The organism is Pseudomonas sp. SG20052, assembly GCF_031766055.1.
Classification (GTDB): Bacteria; Pseudomonadota; Gammaproteobacteria; order Pseudomonadales; family Pseudomonadaceae; genus Aquipseudomonas; species Aquipseudomonas mandelii.
This window is the reverse complement of sequence record NZ_CP134498.1, coordinates 369,952-392,458: the sequence shown is the minus strand read 5'-3', so window position 1 is coordinate 392,458 and position 22,507 is coordinate 369,952. Positions and strand designations below refer to the sequence as shown.

Annotated in this window: 27 protein-coding genes, 1 tRNA gene and 1 pseudogene; 11 read left to right on the top strand and 18 right to left on the bottom strand. The window is 59.2% G+C overall.

Translation table 11 applies throughout. The features are described 5' to 3' along the window. The first annotated feature begins 12 nt into the window (after positions 1-12). From RHP74_RS01845 to RHP74_RS01795, 11 genes are all read left to right on the top strand, one after another. Positions 13-759 (top strand): ABC transporter substrate-binding protein, encoded by a 747-nt coding sequence (locus RHP74_RS01845; protein WP_311097480.1) that lies wholly within the window; start codon positions 13-15, stop codon positions 757-759. Positions 760-837: 78 nt separating this feature from the next. Further along, complete coding sequence (locus RHP74_RS01840; protein WP_010464638.1) at positions 838-1,533, top strand: ABC transporter permease; 696 nt, start codon at positions 838-840, stop codon at positions 1,531-1,533. Further along, the gene (locus RHP74_RS01835) at positions 1,530-2,219 is read left to right on the top strand and encodes an ABC transporter permease (RefSeq protein ID WP_221108040.1); all 690 of its coding nucleotides are present in this window, start codon (positions 1,530-1,532) and stop codon (positions 2,217-2,219) included. The genes RHP74_RS01840 and RHP74_RS01835 overlap by 4 nt, the downstream gene beginning before the upstream one ends. Continuing rightward, positions 2,200-3,429 carry a methyltransferase gene (locus tag RHP74_RS01830; protein ID WP_311097477.1) on the top strand — a complete coding sequence of 410 codons (1,230 nt, stop codon included), beginning with the start codon at positions 2,200-2,202 and terminating at the stop codon, positions 3,427-3,429. Before RHP74_RS01835 ends, RHP74_RS01830 begins: the two co-directional genes overlap by 20 nt. Before the next feature lie 343 nt (positions 3,430-3,772). Beyond that, positions 3,773-4,597, top strand: coding sequence for an FkbM family methyltransferase (locus tag RHP74_RS01825; protein WP_311097475.1), 825 nt, complete (start codon positions 3,773-3,775; stop codon positions 4,595-4,597). 78 nt (positions 4,598-4,675) lie between these two features. Next, positions 4,676-4,751, top strand: a tRNA-Thr gene (locus RHP74_RS01820). A 275-nt stretch (positions 4,752-5,026) separates the two neighbouring features. Next, positions 5,027-5,464: a DUF4145 domain-containing protein gene (locus RHP74_RS01815; protein WP_311097473.1), complete on the top strand. Its 438-nt coding sequence runs from the start codon at positions 5,027-5,029 to the stop codon at positions 5,462-5,464. A 630-nt stretch (positions 5,465-6,094) separates the two neighbouring features. Next, on the top strand, positions 6,095-6,310 hold the full coding sequence (locus RHP74_RS01810; RefSeq protein ID WP_018929232.1) for a hypothetical protein: 216 nt from the start codon (positions 6,095-6,097) through the stop codon (positions 6,308-6,310). 28 nt (positions 6,311-6,338) lie between these two features. Then, positions 6,339-6,776, top strand: coding sequence for a DUF2335 domain-containing protein (locus RHP74_RS01805; RefSeq protein ID WP_311097471.1), 438 nt, complete (start codon positions 6,339-6,341; stop codon positions 6,774-6,776). A gap of 451 nt (positions 6,777-7,227) precedes the next feature. Next, positions 7,228-7,524: a hypothetical protein gene (locus RHP74_RS01800; RefSeq protein ID WP_311097469.1), complete on the top strand. Its 297-nt coding sequence runs from the start codon at positions 7,228-7,230 to the stop codon at positions 7,522-7,524. A gap of 36 nt (positions 7,525-7,560) precedes the next feature. Further along, positions 7,561-9,390: an AAA family ATPase gene (locus RHP74_RS01795; RefSeq protein WP_311097467.1), complete on the top strand. Its 1,830-nt coding sequence runs from the start codon at positions 7,561-7,563 to the stop codon at positions 9,388-9,390. 2 nt (positions 9,391-9,392) lie between these two features. On the opposite strand, the pseudogene RHP74_RS01790 reads toward RHP74_RS01795, so the two are convergent. The 18 genes and pseudogenes from RHP74_RS01790 to RHP74_RS01705 all read right to left on the bottom strand — a co-directional run bounded on the left by RHP74_RS01790 (position 9,393) and on the right by RHP74_RS01705 (position 22,496). Further along, positions 9,393-10,363: pseudogene (locus RHP74_RS01790) on the bottom strand (hypothetical protein). Then, positions 10,336-11,040: a hypothetical protein gene (locus RHP74_RS01785; protein ID WP_311097465.1), complete on the bottom strand. Its 705-nt coding sequence runs from the start codon at positions 11,038-11,040 to the stop codon at positions 10,336-10,338. Before RHP74_RS01785 ends, RHP74_RS01790 begins: the two are co-directional and overlap by 28 nt. Further along, entirely contained in the window at positions 11,037-11,588 is a 552-nt protein-coding gene (locus RHP74_RS01780) for a DNA-binding protein (protein WP_311097463.1), read from the bottom strand. The genes RHP74_RS01785 and RHP74_RS01780 overlap by 4 nt, the downstream gene beginning before the upstream one ends. Further along, positions 11,585-12,508, bottom strand: coding sequence for a hypothetical protein (locus RHP74_RS01775; protein ID WP_311097461.1), 924 nt, complete (start codon positions 12,506-12,508; stop codon positions 11,585-11,587). Before RHP74_RS01775 ends, RHP74_RS01780 begins: the two co-directional genes overlap by 4 nt. Further along, entirely contained in the window at positions 12,505-13,212 is a 708-nt protein-coding gene (locus RHP74_RS01770; protein ID WP_311097459.1) for a hypothetical protein, read from the bottom strand. The genes RHP74_RS01775 and RHP74_RS01770 overlap by 4 nt, the downstream gene beginning before the upstream one ends. 8 nt (positions 13,213-13,220) lie before the next feature. Beyond that, positions 13,221-14,918 (bottom strand): phage tail protein, encoded by a 1,698-nt coding sequence (locus RHP74_RS01765; RefSeq protein WP_311097457.1) that lies wholly within the window; start codon positions 14,916-14,918, stop codon positions 13,221-13,223. Between the two features lie 9 nt (positions 14,919-14,927). Continuing rightward, complete coding sequence (locus tag RHP74_RS01760) at positions 14,928-15,452, bottom strand: phage tail protein (protein ID WP_311097455.1); 525 nt, start codon at positions 15,450-15,452, stop codon at positions 14,928-14,930. Next, positions 15,449-16,624 carry a baseplate J/gp47 family protein gene (locus RHP74_RS01755; protein WP_311097453.1) on the bottom strand — a complete coding sequence of 392 codons (1,176 nt, stop codon included), beginning with the start codon at positions 16,622-16,624 and terminating at the stop codon, positions 15,449-15,451. The genes RHP74_RS01760 and RHP74_RS01755 overlap by 4 nt, the downstream gene beginning before the upstream one ends. Then, complete coding sequence (locus RHP74_RS01750) at positions 16,621-16,938, bottom strand: DUF2590 family protein (protein ID WP_217858313.1); 318 nt, start codon at positions 16,936-16,938, stop codon at positions 16,621-16,623. Before RHP74_RS01750 ends, RHP74_RS01755 begins: the two co-directional genes overlap by 4 nt. After that, a complete protein-coding gene (locus tag RHP74_RS01745) occupies positions 16,935-18,920 on the bottom strand; it encodes a phage tail tape measure protein (RefSeq protein ID WP_311097451.1) in 1,986 nt (661 codons plus the stop codon). The genes RHP74_RS01750 and RHP74_RS01745 overlap by 4 nt, the downstream gene beginning before the upstream one ends. A gap of 5 nt (positions 18,921-18,925) precedes the next feature. Further along, positions 18,926-19,066, bottom strand: a complete 141-nt coding sequence (locus RHP74_RS01740) for a DUF6890 family protein (protein ID WP_039013052.1) — start codon at positions 19,064-19,066, stop codon at positions 18,926-18,928. 23 nt (positions 19,067-19,089) lie between these two features. Next, a complete protein-coding gene (locus RHP74_RS01735) occupies positions 19,090-19,380 on the bottom strand; it encodes a putative phage tail assembly chaperone (RefSeq protein WP_085654345.1) in 291 nt (96 codons plus the stop codon). 51 nt (positions 19,381-19,431) lie between these two features. Then, positions 19,432-19,896, bottom strand: a complete 465-nt coding sequence (locus RHP74_RS01730; RefSeq protein WP_311097446.1) for a lysis system i-spanin subunit Rz — start codon at positions 19,894-19,896, stop codon at positions 19,432-19,434. After that, on the bottom strand, positions 19,893-20,420 hold the full coding sequence (locus RHP74_RS01725; protein WP_311097445.1) for a glycoside hydrolase family protein: 528 nt from the start codon (positions 20,418-20,420) through the stop codon (positions 19,893-19,895). Before RHP74_RS01725 ends, RHP74_RS01730 begins: the two co-directional genes overlap by 4 nt. Further along, positions 20,417-20,713 carry a hypothetical protein gene (locus tag RHP74_RS01720; RefSeq protein ID WP_311097443.1) on the bottom strand — a complete coding sequence of 99 codons (297 nt, stop codon included), beginning with the start codon at positions 20,711-20,713 and terminating at the stop codon, positions 20,417-20,419. The genes RHP74_RS01725 and RHP74_RS01720 overlap by 4 nt, the downstream gene beginning before the upstream one ends. Continuing rightward, complete coding sequence (locus RHP74_RS01715) at positions 20,713-20,922, bottom strand: TraR/DksA family transcriptional regulator (RefSeq protein WP_311097441.1); 210 nt, start codon at positions 20,920-20,922, stop codon at positions 20,713-20,715. The genes RHP74_RS01720 and RHP74_RS01715 overlap by 1 nt, the downstream gene beginning before the upstream one ends. Next, on the bottom strand, positions 20,922-21,374 hold the full coding sequence (locus RHP74_RS01710; RefSeq protein ID WP_311097439.1) for a phage protein: 453 nt from the start codon (positions 21,372-21,374) through the stop codon (positions 20,922-20,924). The genes RHP74_RS01715 and RHP74_RS01710 overlap by 1 nt, the downstream gene beginning before the upstream one ends. Before the next feature lie 6 nt (positions 21,375-21,380). Further along, positions 21,381-22,496, bottom strand: a complete 1,116-nt coding sequence (locus RHP74_RS01705) for a DUF2586 domain-containing protein (protein WP_311097437.1) — start codon at positions 22,494-22,496, stop codon at positions 21,381-21,383. Positions 22,497-22,507: the final 11 nt, after the last annotated feature.

Genomic DNA, 22,507 nt, shown 5'->3' with positions numbered 1-22,507 from the left:
GGAGCTACCCGCATGCAGAACTTCAAAAAAGTCTTCCTGGCTGCCGCCGTCACCCTGGCGTTCAGCGCCGGTGCCATGGCTGAAACCCTGAAGATGGGCATCGAAGCGGCCTACCCGCCGTTCAACAATAAAGATGCCAGTGGCAATGTCGTCGGCTTCGACAAGGAAATCGGCGACGCCCTGTGCGCCAAGATGAAAGTCGATTGCACCGTGGTCACGTCCGACTGGGACGGCATCATCCCGGCCCTGAACGCCAAGAAGTTCGACTTCCTGATCTCCTCGATGTCGATCACCGACGAGCGCAAGCAAGCGGTCGACTTCACCGAGCCGTACTACTCGAACAAACTGCAGTTCATCGCGCCGAAAGACAAAGAGTTCAAAACCGACAAGGCTTCCCTGCAAGGCAAAGTGATCGGCGCACAACGTGCGACCCTCGCCGGCACCTGGATGGAAGACAACATGGAAGGCGTCGAAGTCAAACTCTACGACACCCAGGAAAACGCTTATCTGGACCTGACCTCCGGTCGCCTGGACGGCATCCTGGCCGACAAATACGTCAACTACGAATGGCTGAAAAGCGACGCCGGTCGTTCGTATGAATTCAAGGGCGACCCGGTGGAAGAAAGCGACAAGATTGGTATCGCTGTACGTAAAGGCGACACCCTGCGCGCGAAGCTGAACCTTGCCCTGAAAGAAATCGTCGAAGACGGCACTTACAAGAAGATCAACGACAAGTACTTCCCGTTCAGCATCTATTGATTCTGACTTGCCTGGCCGGCGCCGTTCTTTGACGGCGCCAGCCCTTGGCATTGCCTGCTGCACATTGAAAAGAAATCCATGACTATCGATCTCTACGGATTCGGCCCGGCACTCGCCGCTGGCGCGCTGATGACTGTGAAACTGGCACTCTCGGCCCTGTGCCTGGGGCTGGTGCTCGGTCTGCTCGGCGCCTTGGCCAAGACTTCCCCGTACAAGCCGTTGCAATGGCTTGGCGGCACTTATTCGACACTGGTTCGCGGCATCCCGGAATTACTGTGGGTGCTGCTGATCTACTTCGGCACGGTCAACCTGATGCGTGCCCTGGGCGAGTTTTTCGGCAATCCCGACCTCGAACTCAATGCCTTCGCCGCTGGCGTGATTGCGCTGGGGCTGTGCTTCGGCGCCTACGCCACGGAAGTGTTCCGGGGTGCGATCCTGGCGATTCCCAAAGGTCACCGTGAGGCCGGCGTCGCCTTGGGCCTGTCGAAGTTTCGCATCTTCACCCGGTTGATCATGCCGCAGATGTGGCGCATCGCCCTGCCCGGCCTGGGCAACCTGTTCATGATCCTGATGAAGGACACGGCGCTGGTGTCGGTGATCGGCCTGGAAGAAATCATGCGTCATGCGCAAATCGGCGTGACCGTGTCCAAACAGCCGTTCACCTTCTATATGGTGGCCGCGTTCATGTACCTGGGCCTGACCATTCTGGCCATGACGGGCATGTACTTCATGGAAAAACGCGCCGCTCGCGGCTTCGCGAGGAGCACCCAATGAACTGGGAAGTCATCATCAAGTGGCTGCCGAAACTGGCCCAGGGCGCCACACTGACCCTGGAACTGGTGGCCATCGCCGTCATTGCGGGTTTGCTGCTGGCCATTCCGCTGGGCATCGCGCGCTCATCGCGGCTCTGGTACGTGCGGGCATTTCCCTACGCCTACATCTTCTTTTTCCGGGGCACGCCGCTGCTGGTTCAGCTGTTCCTGGTCTATTACGGCCTGGCGCAATTCGATGCGGTCCGTAACAGCCCGATGTGGCCGTACCTGCGCGATCCGTTCTGGTGTGCCACGGCGACCATGACCCTGCACACGGCGGCCTACATCGCCGAAATCCTGCGTGGTGCAATTCAGGCGATCCCGCCGGGCGAGATCGAGGCCGCGCGGGCGCTGGGCATGTCCCGACCGAAAGCACTGTTCTACATCATCCTGCCCCGTGCCGCGCGCATCGGCCTGCCGGCCTACAGCAACGAAGTGATCCTGATGCTTAAGGCCAGCGCGCTGGCCAGCACCGTGACCCTGCTGGAACTGACCGGCATGGCCCGCACCATCATTGCCCGGACTTACCTGCCGGTGGAGATCTTCTTCGCCGCGGGCATGTTCTACCTGCTGATGGCTTACGTGCTGGTGCGTGGCTTCAAGCTGCTGGAGCGCTGGCTGCGCGTCGATGCCTGCCAAGGGCGCTGATTCTCCTGTGCTGACGGGCGAGGCCCTGCTCGCCCGTTTCACGGCGCTGGATGCTTTTCTGATAAAGCATCAGGCGTTGTGGAAACCTCGTCCGTTTACTCATCTGCAGCTTCCTTGGGAAGCGTCCTACCCGGAACTGGCAACGTGGCTACGCGGCCGATCGCTGGAGGATGCGGAAAGCAGCCATAACCAACCCGGTTTGCTGGATGCACCGCAGCCGTTTGCTGCGTTGGCGGCGCTGTCCCTTGAGTTGAGTTCGGTGGGCGAGTTGCCGGCGCATGCACTGGAAGCGGCCGGGCATCGATTGAATGTCGATGTGCCGGGCCGTAAGTGGCAGCAGATTGAAGCGTTCGCCAGTCGTTTGTCGTTTACCACGCCGCCCAGGCATTGGCTGGATTGGTGTTCAGGCAAGGGCCATTTGGGTCGACGGTTGCTGCAACACGGCCAACAACTGACCTGCCTGGAATACGACCCTGCGCTGGTTTCCAGCGGCCAGACGCTCAGTCAACGCCATCACCTGCATGCGCTGCATGTCGAACAGGATGTGCTCGCGGCGGATACCATTGCGATGTTGAATGCCGATCACACGCCCGTTGCGCTGCATGCTTGTGGTGATCTGCACGTGCGGCTCATTCAATTGGCCAGCGCCGCAGGCTGCAAACAATTGGCCATCGCGCCCTGCTGCTATAACCGAATCAGCCTTACTGCGTACCAACCGCTTTCCCCGGCCGGTTTGCGATCCGACCTACAACTCTCCCTCAACGATCTCTCGTTGCCGATGAGCGAAACCGTCACCGCCGGGGCTCGCGTCAGACGTCAGCGCGACACTTCCATGGCCCGGCGCCTCGGCTTCGACCTGCTGCAAAGACAACTGCGTGGCGTTGACGAGTACCTGCCAACTCCCTCCCTACCGAGTGCCTGGCTGGATAAATCCTTCGCCGACTACTGCCATCATTTGGCCGCGTTGAAAGAGTTATCCACAACCGGCCCGCAAGATTGGTCAGCACTCGAAGCCGCTGGCTGGCAGCGACTTGCCGAAGTGCGCAATCTGGAATTGCTGCGTGGCCTTTTCCGACGCCCGCTGGAGCTTTGGCTGGTGCTCGATCGGGCACTTTTCCTGGCCGATCAGGGCTACACCGTTCGCCTCGGCACCTTCTGCAAAACCCCGCTCACGCCGCGCAATTTCCTGCTCCTGGCAGAACGTCCGTAAAAAGCCACAGCCTGTGGATAACTCTGTTGATGGAACTATCATGGATCCAATATAACCGCCTGTTTCAGCGGTGAAACGCTACTGTTCAATTTTCGTACACATGATAAAAAACCGAGAAAAACAGGCATTTGCGCACAAATGAGAATGGGTCCACAAAAAAGTCATGAGCGCCACTCCTGAGTGCGGCCGTTGTGCATAAGCGTCCGACGAAAAGGACATAACCGCCGAAACCCGGTCGCGCTCGGCGGAAAATTGCGTGCCGCGATCACCCTTGTTATACAGGCAGGCAAGAGCGCCAAAGTGCGCCCACGAACAAGAAATCTCTGACAGACAGGAAGCCACAGTGACGTTCATTTCTTACGCACAGAATTTCGAAGACATACGCCTGTGGCGCGCCCTCAAAACCGTCGAAAACGGCTTCTATATCGACGTCGGTGCCAACCACCCCACCCACGACTCCGTGACCAAAGCTTTCTATGACCGTGGCTGGACTGGCATCAACGTTGAACCGATGCCCAATTATTACGAAGCCCTGTGTCAGGAACGCGCCAAAGACACCAACCTGCAATGCGTGGCAGGTGAAAGCGCCAACGACCTGACCTTCTACGGCATCGCCGGCACCGGCCTCTCCACCCTTGACCCGGCCATGGCGCAAATGCACAAAGACGCCGGCATGGACGTGCGCAGCCAAACCGTCCAATCCCGCACCCTGACCTCCATCTGCGAAGAACACGCCCAAGGCCGCGAGATCCACTTTCTGAAAATCGACGTCGAAGGCCACGAAGAAACCGTCCTGCGCGGCATGGACTTCAGCCAATGGCGGCCGTGGGTCATCCTCATCGAAACCCCATGGGACCGCGACCAGACCTGGGAAACCCTCGTCACCGACGCCGGCTATCAATCCATCCTGTTCGACGGCATCAACACCTACTACCTGGCCAACGAACACCTGAACCTCAAACCCGCCTTCGACATCCCGCCGTGCAACCTGGACGAGTTCCAGTTCTGCAAAGGCCACAACTTCAGCCACCCCGTCAGCGACGCCGAACACCAACTCGCCGCCGCTCTGCAACGCGCCGAACAGGCCGAAGCACAGCTGCGGGCGATGCAACACAGCCGCACCTGGAAAGCCCTTCAGAAACTCAAGAAAACCCTGCTTCGCGCCTGACCTGACGCCTGCGCAAAAATAGTCTGAATTCAGGGGTTTACAGAACCAACCCAATCGCTATAATCGTCGCCCTAACACGCCGGTATAGCTCAGTTGGTAGAGCAACTGACTTGTAATCAGTAGGTCCCGGGTTCGACTCCTGGTGCCGGCACCATATAAATCAAAGGCTTGCAGCGATGCAGGCCTTTGTTTTTTCTGCCGCACGTAATAAGCGACGTAATAAGCGTCGTAGTGGACTGGCGCACCGACTGGAAAGGGAGGCTTCAGAATATGCAGCACGGTCAAACCTTGCCATTACCTCGGTGCCCCCATTGCAACATCGCCAAACCGACGCTTTCCAGCATAGGTAGTCACGACACACACGATGATCGAAACCGTCAGCGCCGCCGCTGGGGCTACTATAAGTGCTCAACCTGCGGCGGAGTCACTATGGCTGTTGCTGGCTATCGCGGCTCAGGCGAGCTTTACGACATTAGTGAGATGTGGCCAGCTCCACAAGCGGTCCATGACTCAGTACCTGATCGGGCAAAGTCCTACCTGGAACAGGCTATCGCAAGCATTGCTGCTCCCTCTGGCGCCGTGATGCTCACAGCCTCGGCAGTGGATTCGATGCTAAAGACAAAGGGCCTAAAGGAAGGTTCGCTTTACTCCCGCATTGAGAAAGCCTCTGCAGAACATCTCATTACTGCGGAGATGGCGGCTTGGGCCCACGAGGTGAGGCTGGATGCAAATGATCAGCGTCATGATGATGAAGATGGCGCCCTACCTGATGAAGCGGATGCACGAAAATCTATCGAGTTCGCTACGGCGCTGGCTCAATTCCTTTTCGTGCTCCCTGCCAGTGTCGCTCGCGGTAGGGAAAAGTGACCAGGAGCTACCCCGGCGCCTGAGAGACCAGCCCCTGTAAGAGTCATCGGCCGTAGGGGAAATCGGTTTTTCGGTTTGCTGTGTAAAGTGAGTATTAAAAGTATTTTTTTCTTTCATTACTCTACAAGCTATACAAATCAAGGGTTCCAGCACATCCAACAGCCCTCTTTTTTTGGCCACACTCGCTATTTTTGGGGCTATCAGGAAAGGGATTTGTGCGCGGCTATCAAGCCATTGATTTATAAGGGTTTTATAAAATATTACCGTTATAAATACCCTTCATGGCGACACAAAACTCAGGTACTCAAACCCTTGTGTTACGAGGCCTGCGAGTCCTGTTGCGCCCTGTCCGTGTTGTCAGTTAGCTTTAATAGCCACTTTTTACCCCTATCCCGAAAAACCTTCTTTTCTGCAGTCGACGTGGTAATACCTTCGATTAAGAATTGTCATAGACAACACGTTGCTTGACCGGTCAATCGAAGCTAATCTCCAAAGCGTTCGACCCTGTTGTGTTCCGTTAAAGGGAACGAACGGTCCAACGTTTCAGCAGTCGAACCATTGTGGCTAATGCATTCACTACGTAGAATGCTTGCCCCATCCCATCAACCAACGGAAGCGAGCGAGAATCGTATGATCAAAAACATACTATCCGGCATTGGCTCCGTCCTGGTTCTGTGCCCAACGAGTGGTTACAGCCACTACAAAGGCAACGGTATAGACTTCGAACGCAGCGATTTCGAGGCTTTACAGGCAGATGTCGAAGCCATTGGCGTTGACTTCTACAAAGCAGCAGATCATGGACGTGAGTATGCAGCCGAGAAAAAAGCCACCAACGAGTGCCGCTAAACCCCATCCAGATGTAAGGGAGGGTGTTGTGGAACGTGAGTCGAAGCCCGAAGGCAATGGCAAAAAAATTGTCGCGACCTCATTCCAAGGCCCTCTCCCACCCCCTAGTTTGCTCAGAGACTACAACGATGTCGTTCCAGGGCTAGCAGCCAAAATCGTTGATTGGACTACCTCTCAAACTAGCCATCGGCAAGAAATGGAAGAGCGTGCCATCGGCATCGATGAAAAGCTTTCCACCTGGTACGTTGTCGAAATCATGATTGGCCAGCTCCTCGGCTTCCTTATCGCCCTCTCGGTGATTATTGCAGTGGTGTATATGGCGATGAACGGAAAAGAGCTTGCCGCTGGAGCCTTAGGAACCATTGGTTTCGGCAGCATGGTGGCCGCATTCATCACAGGTCGTCGGAAACGTGTAGCGAGCGAAGGAAATGAAAAACAGGAAAAAAAGAAGCCTAAACAGGCTTGAGGCTTTCCCACGTCGATGCTGCTAAATCATGAAATGGCCAAAGATGCCTGCAGCCCCAAGACACGGGGTCTCTAGCCTCTTTGGTCGTTGGTTGCAGGCCGTGAAAAATTTGCGCTATCCCAACCTTTCCAATATCTAAAACAACGCCAAATCGACATTTTTCTATTTTTATCCCTGCCAACTCGGGGCCTCTGGGCTTCGGTTCTGTGATCCTCCCCCGCTTCTAAGATGCCGCTGCGTTGCATTTCTTTTCAAAACCTTGCACACAATGAAATGACTCATCGCCCGCCAAGCCCCACGGTAGGCTTGGGGTGCAGGATCATTTGCACTGCTTTCGGATTTGCATAAAAAACAGACGTAAAGCCCGTCGGCGGGAGGGGGCTAAGTGCTTTTTCCGCACATTTTTTCGTAGCTGCATGATTTTCCTCGGGGCTGACGAGTAGGAGGCTCAATGCACGTTCTGGTCACACCTATGCGCTTACGTGGTGTCGCGTTGGATGCGAAGGAGCGACGGCGCTATCCCGCGATCCGGGGCAACGTCATGGTGAACTCTATTGTCTGCCACGAATTAGGCCGAGCATCCAACGTCGCACGCGTTGAGGTGGGAATGCCGCTTGATCCTGATCCGCTTCCGCCTTTGCTCGACGCATCCCTGGCAGGCATGGCTGTGACGGGCTTCGTTCTAAGCGGCATTGAGTACATCGATGGCTGCGCCTACGCGCAATCCTGGTGGTGCCGGCAAGGCTAACTCAGCAGTGCTGGCGCGATGCCATAAAACCCGCTTATGATCAGTCATCTGGAGTCTTGGCAATGGAATAAAATGCATATTAAATGCCTGCAATTGAAACGATTTAAACAATTTACAGATACAACAATTAATTTTAAAGAAGGACTATCGCTGGTTGTAGGCGGAAACAACTCCGGCAAATCAACGATTCTTCAAGCGCTTGCAGCTTGGCAGTTTTGCAAAACTCTTCTAGAGATTGAGAAGGGCCGACAAAGCTGGGTTGCAGGTCAAAAGAATCAAGGCATCGGCATGGGTATAGTTGACTTCACCCCAATGCATTTGCCCTCTCTGGCACATCTATGGACCAATTTAAAATCTCAGAAAAAAGATGAACCTGATGGTTATACATTAAAGATCAAAGTCGTATGGGACAAACCAGACGGAGAAGAGCGTTATCTTGAAATTGGTCTTTCTCTTGCGAACGATAGGCTGTTTATAAAAACGACAGAGTCTAGTATTCAGCTAGAGGAAGTCGAAGACGCCGATGGAATAGCAATAGATTCAAACGTCCCTCAAATTGCGTACTTGCCTCCATTCGCAGGTGTAACTGATCGAGAAACGCGATTGACTCCTGCTATGCGTGGACGGCTTATCGGGCAGGGGCTATCTGGCGGAGTGATACGAAATGCTCTTTTTGATTTGCACGAAATAAACAAAAGAGAGCGTTCAAGACTTAGAGAGGGCCGTCCAAAAATCAAAAATAGCGATCTTGATTTTCTCAGAAAGAACGATCCTTGGGAGATTCTGCAAAGAACAATGCAGACAATCTTCGCTACCGAGTTGAGAGTTGTCCCTTTTAATGAGCGCTATCACAGTTATCTCAAGGTTGAGAGTTTTAAAGGAAAAATGACAGACGGCGTATTTAAGCGCCACGCAAACTACAACTCCCGAGATCTGATGGTTGAAGGCAGCGGTTTTCTACAATGGCTCAGTGTTTACGCACTGGCCCTTTCGCCTGAGTTCAATGTCGTACTACTAGACGAGCCTGATGCTCATCTGCATATGCTCCTACAGCAGCAACTTACCAATGAGTTGGATAGCGTTTCGAGATTAATGCAAAAACAGGTGCTACTCGCTACGCATTCTACTGAACTTATACGGGCGTACGATTACGACAAAGTGCTGGCATTGCGAGACCGCAAAGGTAAGTATCTGGCGGAAGACTCCGATAAGATAGGAATCTTAGCAGGTGTTGGGGCAATACACACTCCGAAGCTCCATGCCTTGATTAGACACAAACGTATGTTGATTGTAGAGGGGCCAAGTGACGAGAGATTTCTAAAGCTGTTGGCTAGCAGAGTCGGAATAGAATGGCCAAAAAACCTTGTCACATGGGCTTGGCCAGGAAAAGCGTCGGAAAGAAAGCAACTGTTTATGCAGTTAAAACAAGATATTCCTGAATTGCACGCGATAAGCATAAGGGATAGAGATGAAGAATCTGACGGAACGGTTCATGCCAGTCTTATAGACAGATCTAACGATGCTGTCACACCAGGTTTCATCGCTCTTAAATGGCGCAGAAGGCATATCGAAAACTACTTGCTTTGTACACCAGCGATTGCGCGAACTGCAAATATTAGTGAAGATATTGTTACGCTATTTCTTAAAGAAAAACATGGTTTGGCTTTGCCTGACGATACCACTCCCTCAGATATTCTCATGTCTATAAGGGACGCACGAGGCAAAGAGATAATGATTCAGGGCGCAACATCTTTCAGAGAGGCGCATAAGATAACGCGCGACGATGTAGCTAAAGCGATGGAAAAAGAAGAGGTTCCGCAAGATATCATTACGTTCCTCACTGCGGTGACTAAGATGTGCAATTGAGTCTATAACGACACCGCATTTACTTTTTCTGACAGCAGCTTAGCGCTCTCCGCGTCCGCGACGAAGAGCGCCGCGCTGCTAGGCGGGGGACTCGATAGGTGTACATGCTCCGCGATTTGCTTATTCATCGTTTCAACCAACGTGATGAGTTCATACAAAACAGTCAGAATGTTGGTCTCTGTTGAACCGATCCATGTTTTCGTCGCAACCAACCTCTGGCTTCCCGTGACGATGCTTTCTTTCAGTCCTTGAATTTTTTCTTGCATATCGCCTCCGATGGCGACGTTATGCTTCTGCCCCACCACCAAGTTCAGATCCCGACCTGTGGCCTGGTGCAGATCGTTCACCGCCGCCAGACTCGCGGATCCGCCCGACAGCAGCTTGAGCGCGCCCAGGGCTTCGATCGTCTTCACCCCACCCACCGTCTCGGTCGAATGGTCATCAATCGTCTGTGTGTGGCTCTGAAACTGCTCGCGATTCTCCAGGCTTCCACTTCGCGCTCGATCGCTTTGTCCTGGATCTTGCCGTCAGTCTGACGCAGCCAGTTGCCGTCGGCGTCGACGCGCTGCTGGGCAGCCTCGCTGTGCTGCCAGACCTGGTCGCCCTTCGGCACTTTCGGCATGCTCAGGCCGTGAGGCAGGATCGTCTGGATGTAGGGCTTGTTCGGCAGGCCGTAGGCGAAGCACACCACCACTTGGGTGCCTTCCTCCGGAAAGGCATAGATGCCCATTTCCTCGCCGCCGGTGGGCAGTGGCAACGGTACGCCGGCGAGCTGCGGCAGCTGCGGATCGGGTTCGCCGTCCGGGCCGAGGACTTCGATGTCTACGGCATAGCGTGGCCGAAAGTCGTCGCAGATCCCGGCGCCGGCCGGGGCGTCGGCCACGGCAACAACCCGGGCAAAGCGCGGCAGGTGATAACCACCGGTGAGTTCGGGGAATTGCCGCTCTACGCTGCGGCGGATTGCGTCTTCCATCGGATGGCCATCTGGTTATCGGCAAGGGCCACACTGGTGATGCGCTCGCCGTGGTTGATCGTTGCACCTGGTCGCAACCCGGGAAGGGCCGCGACCATCGCGCTTTGGTTGCCCTGGTAGCCATCGAACAGCTCCGTGGGGATCTGAAGCGGCGCACGGGCGCCGAAGAAACTGTCGGCCCAGCTGCCCGCAAACACTTCACCGTTGCCCAGCTGGTGCCAGGTGAAGTCGGGAATGCTGAACACCCGGGCCAGACTGTCCATCGCCTGGTAACCGGCGGCCAGGCTGTAGAAGAACGGCGCCTTAACACTGGCGTAGGGCCGATCGGGCACGCGAAAGCGCAGGCCGGTCTGCTCGCTGATCTCGGCCAGCACGGCACGCAAATCGACGTGACGTAGGTTCAGCGGCAGCGGGTTGGCCAGGACGGCGGCTAGCTCGCGACAGAACAGCACCTGCTCGACGGCATTGGCGGCGGTGCAGCGCTCGACATAGCCAATGAAGTGCCGTTGCAGCGTGCCTTCGTTGTAGCCGATGTCCAGCGTCACCAGGCCTTTGACCGGCACCGCGGATTGGATGGTGAAGGTCGCCCGACCGGGGCTGGTGGCGTCCAGCCGAACGTCGTCCTTCACCAGGGCGATCGGCGCGCCATTGATGGCTAATACCTTGTGCAGCTTCATGTCGGCTCACTCCCGCCCAGCCACTTGTCCACGCGGCCCAGCACCTTTTCAAAACCGCTCAGCGCCGGGTTGTCGCTCGTTGCGTCCGCCCCGCCGCCGGCGTCGCCGACCGCACTGCCCGGGGCGCCTTGGGCGTTGACCTTGTTGCCGGCGCGTCGGCTCTCGACCTTTTCCGGGTTCGACTCGCGTTCGCTCAGCGTGAACTGGACCAACCACCCACGCAGGGAATCGTCCTCGCGGGCGCTGATGCCGTCGGAAAACTCGACCTGGCGCACGCCGAAGGCCTCGGCCGAGTCGTTGACGACGCGGTACAGGTGCAACTGGCCGCCGCCGGCGGTCGCTTCGGCCAGGCGCATCAGGTCGACCAGCTGGGACTTGTCCACAAACGGAATCATCAGCGAGACGGTCAGCGTCTTGGGCTTGAAGCCCTTGTGGGCCTTGTCGGTGTTGCTGGTCTGGCCGGACATGTCGCCGCTTTCAATGCGCAGGTTCGCGGTCACCTTGAGGTTCTTGCCCTGGACCTTGTGGCCATCAAGTAGCAGCGTCATAGGCCGACCAGCTCCTGCACAAAACTCAGCCCTGCTTTCGAGCCCACCAGCATCAGCCCGGCGCACAGCACCCACTCATGCCCCGGGGCATCGCTGGCCAACAGCTCGCGCCGCAATTCGCTGGTGTTACCGGGGCCGATCAGGCGGGCCTGCATGCTGACGTCAGGGTTGCCGCCGGCCAGCAGATTTTTCAGGTCAGCCAGCTGCTGATCCCGCCCCTGCTGCTGAGCGGCTTTGCGGGTCGCCAAAGCGGCCAGATCACCCAACGGCGAGCTGTCGGCCGCGTAGCTCTCCAGCACCGCCAGTTGGCCGGCCATGGATTGCTTGGCGGCCTTGACCACCGTGCAGCGCTCCAGGGGCAACGCCTGCCAGCGCGGCAACGGACCGGCGCCGGGGATCTCCCACTTTTCAGTTTCCAACTTCGTCAGGTGCTGGGCGCGGCGCTCGGTGCGCACCAGGTCGGGGATCGGTAGCAAGGCGTTGAACCGCGACAGGCTGCTGGCCAGCTGTTCCAGGCGCGTGCCCAGGAACAAAATCGACAGCGCGTATTGCGGCCCGGCCGGGCGCCCGGTGTCGGTGACGTCCTCCAGTTTCCTCGCCAGGTGTTCCAGGACATTGGGCGCCGACAGAAAACGCTGATAGCCGCGTCCCTGACCGATGCCGCTTTGAAACGGCGTCACCACCAGGCACGCCGGCGCCTGCCCCAGCTGCTCGGCCAAGGCCGCACGGCCGGTAGCGATCGCGCCTTTGGCCGCGTCACCGACCGGCCCCGGGTTGGTACTGGCCAAGCCATCAAGGCCGGCCAGGCGCTGGGCCGTGCTGGCCAGCTCGCCGCCGGCCAGATCCTTGGCGGCCGACAGGCCACCCATCCATTGCGTGGCCTGTTCAGGCCAGCGCATCGTCACCGGTGCCCAGGTCATGCCGGCGGCGTCCAGGTGATGGCTTTCATGGCCTTCAGATCCTTGTCGTCCAAGGCGTTGGCCAAGGCCTGCCTGAGGCTGTCGGCGTGCTGCATGGCCGCCTGTTTGAAGCGCACCAGGTCCTGGCTCACCTTCTGCAACTGGGCGACGGTATGCGGTCGAAAGGCTTTCACCTGGTCAACGTCATAGCAGGGGTAAACGTCATCCATGCCCAGCAGCACCTGACCGTTTAAATCCACCTGGTCGTCAATCGCGCTGCTGTAACGGTGCACCTCGCCCAGGGCATCCGAACTAAAGCCGCCGGCGATGTACTGGCTGTACGCGGCGCCGATCGCCTGCTGCTTGTTGTCATAAAGCGCGGCCAGCACGGCGTCGATATCGTCGACCCACTCGCCGTCCTGCCAGATCTGATTCGGCCCGGGCTTTTTCAGGGTGTAGCCAGCCGGGAGTGGTTCAAACCCTTCAAGGGTTCGTGGCTCGCCGGTGTCGATGCTGTAGACCACCACACCGCCGAGGTAGTCCACCAGTTGCCAGGCCTGGCCATTCCACCAGGCGACTTTGTGTTCCGGGATCGCCGGTGGCGGGGTTTCCACACAGCCGCCGGGAATCAGGTACACGCCCGGCTCCAGGGGCGATTCGTAGGCCTCCACCGCGCCGATGTAAACGCCCAGGTGGTCCGTCTGGTAGACGAGTTTGTCAGTCATGATCGATCTCAATACTTGATGCAGAAAAGAAGGGCCAAGTTCTTCGGACGGGTTTCGGTACCGCCGGCAGCAGCGACCGTCAGAGCGTGGGTGTGGTTACCGCCACCGCCCACGCCGACGTTGTGCGCGTGGTTCCCGGCGGCGCCGATGCCGACGTTATGCGCATGGTTGCCCTGGTAATCCGTTCGATAAGGCCGGTTGTCGGCGTTCTGGCCATTGGGCGATTCGAGGTTTACGGCGCTGCCCCCTCCCGTTGAGCCCCCTATCGAGATGCCTGCACCGTTATCAACAAAACGAAAACCGTGGTCGTGAGTGCCTTGGGCATCGGTCCAGGCACTGTGAACGTGGTTGCCCTGGGCATCGGTCCAGGCAGTGTGGACGTGATCACCGACGGCGGTAGCCGTCGCCGTGTGCGCATGGGAATGCAGCATCATGTCTTCGAACGAACCGAACACCCGGTTCGGATCCAGGCCGCGACCATCGTCCCAGCCCCGGGGGAACAGGCCGCGCATATCGGGCAAGGTGAAAGTATTCACGCCATCGCCGGCGCCGAATGTCGTACCGATGCGGGCAAAGAGACTGGCGAAGCTGGTGCGCGACACCTCCGCGCCGTTACAGGTCAACCAGCCCGTGGGCGCTACTTTCATCGCGAAGGCGGACACCATCCCGGTCATCGAATCGCCAACCTGCTGTTGCAGTTTGTTCAGCGCGGCGGTGGTGGCCAGGATTTCGCTGCTGTTGGTCGCCGGGTCATCGCTCTTGGCGTTGGGCAAATTGCCCAGGTCCACGTCTTCCTTGGTCGTCGCCCGGGCGCGCAGGTTCTCGTAGTCACCATTGCGCGCCGCCAGGTACTGGATTAATGCGCCGGCGACCGGCTCATCAGGCCGCAGATCCACGATCTGACTCGAGGAAATAAAGTCAGCGATCGGCACGCAGTAGTGATGGGCGCCGGCGGTGTCGGTGTAGTCCGCCTGATCGCCGTACACCACTTTCCAGGTGGCCACCCGGTCATTGAGCTGGCGTTCCAGGCAGACGTCCAACCAGACTTTGCCTACAGGAATAACCCCCGTGACCGGGAACGGCTCGTCCAGGGCCAGCCGAATGCCTTCGATGTAGGCCGCTCCTGGTCGGATCTGAAAGCCACTGCCGACCCTCTCAAAGGTCAGCGAACCGGCGAAAAAGCAGGCACGACCGTATAGCTTGCGATTGCTCAGCCGCGCGCGCTCATCGATGCCGGCCAGGCGCACGGTAAAGTCATGCTGCCAGGTGCTGGCGTCGATGGTGACACCGGTCAGCGCCAGGGCACCGTCGAACGCCACCAAGAAGTTACGGGTGACGTTGTTGCCGATCTGCAGCGGCGGAATATTCTTGCGCTTCTGCTGCAACGGCACGGAGGACACCGCGAACAGCACGCCCTCTTCGCACTCGAGGCCGACCCAGTTGAAATCCCAGTCGCCAATATCCGAGCCCAGCTGGGCGCTGTACACGACCTGGTTGGGGTTCACGTAGCCGGCGTTTTGCGCAGGAATGCTGTAGACGTGGACGATCTGTTCCGCCGGTGGCTTGCCGGCAGCGCGATCGAGTGGCGCCACAGGGTCCAGCCCGGGCACGTTGGCGAAAATGAATTTGCTGATGATCAGCGGTTTTTTCTGGCTTTGCTTCAGGGCAATCAGGCTTTCGCCGGCCAAGGTGATATTGGCGCTCACAATGCGCTCCTACAGGCTGGCAACCAGCGTTTGCTGGTCGTCGTTAAAGTCGATCAAGGCGATTTGCAGCGCCACGGGGGTGATGGTCACGAAGTCATAGCGCCGGCACGTGCGGCCGTATTGCTGGATCAACACGCGCAGCAACTCCGGATTCAGCGACAGTTGGGCATTGCTGAATTTGAGCAGGACCACGTCCCAATCCCGATCGGGCTGGCGCTCCTCGATCTCGACGTAACCCACGCCCAAGCGTTCGAAAATGCGTTTCATGCCGGCAGTGCTGCCGGCGTCCACGGAGTTGATAAAGGCGTATTTCACCCGCAGCCGGAACAAAGCCTCGGGTTCGCCCTTGAAGCGGGTGACGTCGCGCTGCCAGGCCCACAGTTCGAGGATGGCCAGGTGGCAGGTGTCCGGGTCGATTTGCAGGTACGGCCAACGCAGCCAGCCGGTGACGGTTTCCCACCAGGCTTGTGCGGCGGCAGTGAGCTTCGACAGTTCGGTCCCTTCCAGCCAGAACGGCAATTTGAGCTTGATCACTTCATCACCACCGTCAGTTTTTCGATTCGAGGAATGGTCAGCGCGCTGACGATGTCCACCATCGGGGTAATCCTCAGCGACTCGATGCCGGGAAACTGGCCGTGCAGTTCCTCGGTCAAACGGCTGAAACTGAACCGCGACTGCGGATAAGTGAGCGTCGGTTGATAATCGCGGGGCGTGCTTTCACGGAACGCGGCCCGCACGAACAACTCGACTTCATGTTGCAGATCGATCACCTGGGCAGGTGTCAGATTGGCCCGTGGCCAGACGTTGAACAGCAGAACCACCGGCACTTCGGGCATGACCATGGCCAGCAGGTCATCGCCATGGCCGTGGTTGCCCTGGTCACGGATGTGCGCGTTGATTTGCTCCAGATAGCTGTCTGCCGGCACACCGGCATCAAACAGCACATAGGCGTTCGCACTGCCCGGCCCCCGGGGCGCGCCATGTTCGAAATACACGCCATCCGGCCGCACACCCGGGAAGGCGGAAATCATGGCGCGATACACCGCGTCGGTGTGCCATTGGTTGACTGCCGAAAACTGGTTGCGCACACGCAGGCGCAGTTGGTCGTTGGGTTCCGAATCCGCACCTGGTGACTCCAGCCAGCCGTCCCTGTTCGCCACCTGGACAATGCCCGGTACCGGAACGGGCAGGATCGCGTAGTAACCCGGCGCCAGGTTGTAGCCGCTGCCGGCCTCGATCGCCTCCACCGGCACTTCCAGCTGCAACTGCCCCTGCTGAAAGGTCGCGGCGGCCGTCGTGGTCAGCTGGTAGACGTTGCCGTTGATTGCAGCGGACTGCACCGCGATACCTTTTTCCAGCTCCATCACGCCGTCTGGCGTCGCCCGGGTAAACAGCAACGTGCCCCGGGCCTTGGTCGCGCCCTTGCGCTCGACGTTGACCGCCCAAGCCAGCATGTCCAGCCAGGCGTCCACCGCCGTTTTCACAAAGAAGTTCGGCAGCACGGTCAGGCACAGGAAATCGAGCAGCCACAACACCGGCTTGGTAACCAGCGCCGTCATCACCCGCCAGAACGGCGAATAGCTGCTGGTGTTGGCGACCTTGGCGCCTTGGGCTTCGACCTCCTTTTCCCAAGCGGCCTTCAAGCCGGCCTCGGTGGTCGGGATGCCGGCGTCGGCGATCACCTGTTTAAAATCGACCTCACTCACAGGCTTACCTCGATCAATCCGAATTTCAGGGTTTTGGCGGTGACCAGGTACTGACCTGGTTCCAGTTGTGTGATGCGCGCAGTCCCGGGCACCAAGCGTTCGTCAGCCTCCACCAGCAACTCCATCTGCTGGATGCAGTCGCGTTGCCGCAGCCGATCGCGCTCGGCCACCAGCGTGACCAACAGCCCGCTGTCGCGGATCATGTGCGCGATGTCTTGGGCGATGCAGGCGCGGTCATCGATCAGCCGCGGCTGATTCGAAGGGTCCAACGCCAGGTCGTTGTCGACGATCAACAAATCCACGTACTCGCTCATCCGCCCACCGCCATGGCCATCGCGTTTTCAATCTCCAGCGGGGTCATTGGTTTGCTGGTGTGAATGTTCACGTTCTCCACATGGGTGCCCTTGTTCTGGCTGCTGCTGGTGTTCTGGATGCTGGTCAGCAGACCGCCGGGCGGCACCGCTGTCGGGCGTGTGGGGGAAAGGCTGGGAATGGCCGCGTTGATGGTCTGCTGGGCTTTCTGCGCGGCGTTGGCGGTGTCGGCAGCGTTGGTGGCCACGTCAACACCGGGCACCTCAGGCATGCCGCCGAAGCGCGCCTCGATGTTCACCCCGGGGATGCTGTTGATCATCTCGATCAGGCCATTGATGGCCTGGCTGAAGACGCCGGCAATGCTGTCCCATGCGGCTTTGGCCATGCCGGACCAGCCGCCCATGGAATTGAACCAGTTGGACAACACCTGGAACTGGTCGCTGACCCACTGGAACGCCTCGCTGTTGAGCAGCGCGCTGGTCCATTCGTCCCAGTAGTAAATGGCCGCGACGACGATCGCGACCAGGGCCACGATGGCGACGATGATCCACACCACCGGGTTGGCCAGCAGCGCGGTGTTCACCAGCCAGATCGCACCCTGCCAAACCAGCATGGCCACGCGCACAAGACCCATCCAGGTGTACATCAGGGCGAGTCCAGCCACGAACGCAATGACCATCGCCGTGTGATAGATGAACATCGCCACACTGCGCAGGCCGGTCATGTTGAGGATCTTCCAGACCGTCAACAGGCCCAGCCAGGTCATCTTCGCGATGCCCACGGTCAGGGTCAGTAACGACATGCTGGCGATGATCGTCGTAATGGTCAGCGCGGTGATGCCGATCACGCGGGTGATGTTGGGGAACAGCTGCGACCAGCGCACCAGCGTTTTGCCGATGTCGACCATCTTGTTCATGAACGGCGACAGCACCGGGATCAGCACCTGGCCGAACACCACGCGCATGACCTCGACCAGGGACGCCCATTGCTGCCACGGATCGACCATCGCCTGGGCCATTCGCTCGGCGTTCTCCAGGCCGCGAACCTTGCCCAGCTGCGCGATGCCGTCGCGCAAACGCCCGGTGTCCTTGGCCAATGCGCCGATTACCTGGGCGCCTTCGCCGCCGAAGGCCTCCATCAGCTTGGCCCCGGCCGAGGCGCTGGTCAGGTCGCCGAACTTGCCCTGGAGTTTGTCCAGGATGGTCATGATCGGCAGGATCTTGCCCTGCTGGTCGGTGAACTTCATGCCCAGTTTTTCCGAGGCGGCGCCGATGTTCTCGAAAAACGCCTTGTAGCGTCCGCCCGCGTCGCCACCTTCCATGGTGCTGCTGAGGGTGCCGATCACCGCCATCTGTTCGGCCAGGTCCACACCCGCCGTCGTCGCGATCGCGCCAGCTTCCTTGAAGGCGTCTTTCATCGCGGCGCCGCTGGTTCGGAACAACTGCACCGCCAACGCCGTCTGGCCGCCCAGTCGTTCGACCCATGCGCCCTTCCCCATCGCATCGGCTTGGGATTTCTGCAAGTTGTAGAGGGTGCCGACGTATTCGCCCATGGTGGCGGCGTCGGTTTTGGTGACTTTGGCCAACAGGCTGCTGGTGTTGGTGAAGGTCGCCAGCTGGTTGCCAGCCAGCCCTTTGATGGCGCCATCGATCAGGTAAGCCGACGCCACAAAGTCCTTGGCGTTCTCGCCGTAGTTCACGGCGAACTCCAATGATTTGGCGTTGAGCGCAGACAGTGCGTCCTCAGCGACACCCAAAGAGCGGACGTCGCCCAGGGCACGATTGACCTCCAGCGCCGGCACCATGGATTGCTGAATCCCGATTACCGCCGCCGTCAGACCGCCCAGGCCCAGCCCCATCGTCTTGATGTGCTTTTCACTCTGCTCGGCAAGGTCGGAAAAACCCATTTTCACCTTGCCCAGGGGCGCGGTGACCTTGTCGGTCAGGCTCAAGATGAAAGCCAGGCTGGCGCTACGGTCTGCCAATGTCGTTACCCGTTCAGCGCAAGGGCGATGCCGTTAGCCACGGCAAACTCCATGCGTCTCCAGTGTTCATCCTCCAGCCACTTGGCCGTGCCCATCGCCTCGGGCGTGGGTTCGGCTCCAGGTAGCCAGCGGTTCGTCAGGGCCATCAGCTGGCCCAGGCCGTTTTCGGTCAGGCGCTCAGCGTGCTCGAGCGCTTTTTTACGATCACCTCAACGTTCGGTGCGTATTCCTCCAGCAGCGCGCCGGCGAGCTGCATCACCATCACCGGGTTGGCCAGCAGCGGTTTCAAGGTGGCTTTTTCTTCCTGCTTGACGGTGGTCATCAGCAGGTTGTTGCCCGGGGCGACCTTGTTGGTTTGGGTCAGGGCGTTGAAGTACTTGGTCACGTCTGCCGGGGTGAGGTTGAAGGTGAATTCCTGCTCGCCGACTTCCAGGGTGATTTCGGTGTTTTGTTGGCTCATGGGGTAGTTCTCTTGTCGAGGTTGAAGAAATTGGTTGTCCTGGTGCGCCGGTTATCGCTGGCACACCCTGACGATGTGTTGCTGCAGGCCGAGAACCATTTGCCGGCTTAGGGCGAGCTGGTCGCGGAGGGTGAAATAATCCGATCGAGCGTCTGCTGCGAGTTCGGCGGTTCCTGCATCAGCCAGGCGGCTGGCGCCGGAATCGGCGGGCACTGCTGGGCAGGCGGCTTTGATGAGCAACCGCTCAGCGCCAGCGTCAACAGCGCGGCGCAGGTCTTGGTTTTCAGTGCGTACATGGTTCAGTTCCGTGGTGTTTTGCAGGTCGATCGCGTCGCGCTCGGCGAGCATTTCGCCGCTGATGCGGGCCGCTTCACGCAGACCATTCGCTTCGAATTGCGCGCTATCGCGCTCGCGTCGGGCGTCATCGCGTTGGTCGGTCACCCAGTCAAACGCCGCCCATACCAGCAAGCCGGCCAGCAGCACACAGAGCGCCAGGCGCAACGGGGAAAGGGTCATTTCAGGCACAACTCCATCTCGGCCAGCCGGCGGCTGTGCAGGCCTTGAACGAACTGCTTGCGGCCTCGGGCGTCGGTGACATAAGCCCACACCGGCGTCTTGCCATCTGGCGCCCAGGCCATAGCCTTGCAGCCCTCGGCAATGCGGCCGGCGTTGATCAGCCCGACCGCTCGACTGGCGCAGGTGTTGGGCACACCGACGTTGTGCCCGTGGCTGGTTAAGGCGTCGAAAGTGTTCTGGCCCACGTTCGGGTTGGTGATGCAGTCGGCGAGCTGCAGCTGACTTTTGCCGATCACCAGCTGCTCCACCTCCGCGCATCGAGCGTCCGACCAGTAGTCACCGATCACCACCGGAAACGGGCTGGTGTGTCGGGTGATGCCTTTGCACACGGTGGGCAACCCACGGGCCAGGTTGTCCGCGTAAACGGTGTTCTGTCCCTGCCCTTCCCAGGTGCCCAGGAAGGTCAGCAGCGAAGCGCTGGCCAGCGCGATCGCACCGGCTTGAATCCGGCCGCGCAGGCTCACGGGAACCACACCCGCAGGAGTGCCGGCACGGCCATTTGCAGCACGGCCCCCACCAGCGTCAGGATGGTCAGTAAGCGGCCCACCTTCGCGCCGATGTCATTTACCGCCACGGTCAGCGTCTGCTGGCCGGCGTTGAGTTCCGACAGCTGACCCGCCATGTGTTCGAAACCCTGCTCCAGCTTGGTGACGCGCGTTGGGACGGTTTCGTGCCGACTTTCCAGCTCACTCAACCGGTGTTCGACAACGGCAAATTTCTGTTCCAGCGATCCGAGGCGTACGGCTTCAGTCGTCATCAACGATTACTCTTTTCGTGGCCCGTCTGGCACGGGACGCACCGGGTCATGCCGCCCAGCGCCTGGCGCGCCGGCGGGATCTCTTTGTCGCAGTCCTGGCAATGGGTCAGGCTTGGCCCGACCGGCCTTGGCTGCTGCAGCTGGGCCTTGATCGCCTGGTCACGTTGGCGTTGCTCCAGTTCCTGGGCGCGGTCGAACCAATCCACCATCAGCGCAGCCCCTCGATCTCTGCAGCGTCGAGGTACGGCACGCCGTTGATATGGATAAAGTCTGGGCTGGTGACGTCGAACGGCACCTTGTGTTTGCTCTTCTCGCCGCCCTTGGGATCGATCGCCAGCAGGCTGGACACCTTCACCTTGCAACCGAAGGCCTCGACCCGCAGTTCCTCTTCTTCGCCGGCCTTGGCGAAGAACACCGCGTCAAACGGTTTCAGGGCACGGAAGCTGCCAGCCGATCGCGCCGCGTCGATCAGCAAGTTGAAATTGGTGGTGTCCAGCTCGAATTCGCCGGCCGCCGCCACGTCGCCATCCACGAAGCCATCCGGCACGCCACGGGTTTGGGCCACCGCCGAGTTGTCGGTGATGTCCAGGGTGCAGTTCTCGACGTGCAGCGACAGGTCGCCCAGGCTCACGTCGAAGTTCTTGCCGCCAATCTTTGCCATGGGGCGTTACTCCGTTTTGTCAGTGGAAAGATCCAGGGCGATGTTCGCCGTCAGGTCTTTCGGGCAGTTGAGGGGTTTGAGCTTGATGTAGGCCGCGACCTTGGTTTTGCTCAGCCAGCTCAGCACCAGGTCACCGTCTTTCGGCGGCTCGATGTCGCCGGGGAACACCTCGCCGTTGAACGTGGTGGACTTGGCCATCGCCCGCAGCGGCGCCATCAGTTGGTTGGTGTTGACCGCCATGCTGTTGGGGGTGCTGTTCAAGCGGCGATCGGCCACGCGGCGGATCAGCAGCGGACGAATCAGGCGCGCTGCCTTGTCGGTGATGCGCAGGTGTTCAACGACTTGAAAGTCACTCGCCGGGGTGTCGAGCATGTTGCCGTCGCCCCAGTACACGCCCGGGTAATCCGGATAGGTCTGCGACACGGAGTACCGCGCACGGTCCAGCTCGCTACGCACGGCCGACGACAGCGGGATTTTGTCGGCATCGATCGGCACCGGGCCGAGGCCCAGCACTGGGCCGGTAGCCACACGCATCGGGCTGTCGGCAATGCTTACCGCTGCGTTGGCCAAGCGGCCGGCCAACACGCCCAGGTCATTGCCGTGCAGTTGCGGCACCGGCAGGACACGCGGCGCCGCCAGGTCAGCGACCAGGGCTTTCTGCTCGGTGACGTATTGCGCCCAGGTCTGTTGTGCAGTGATGCCCACAGCGGCCGCCATAAAAAACACGCGGCGACCGTAGGTGTTGTTCAGGGCAATCGCGGCGTCATGCATGGTCGACAGCTCGGCAGCGGTGGTCACCGGCTTGGTGATCACCACGGCTTCCACGGAGAAACCTTGCTGTTGGGCTTTTTCCAGGGCCTCGGACCAATTGCCCTCGGCGCCGATCGGAGCGGCCACACATGCCCAGCGCTGGCCACCGTTGAGACGGGCGGCGGTGATTTGGGTTTTCAGGTCGCTGGCCGGAACCCCCAGAGTGGCGTCCAGGTCGCTGTCGGTGTTCAGCGGGATGAACTGGCCGACGTTCTTGCCGGCCGGGCCGATGAAAAGGAAGTAGCGCTCAATCTCTGTAACGGCACCCTGGCCCAGATTGAGATTGTCGACGGTGACTTGACCGAGTGCCATGCAGTGCCTCG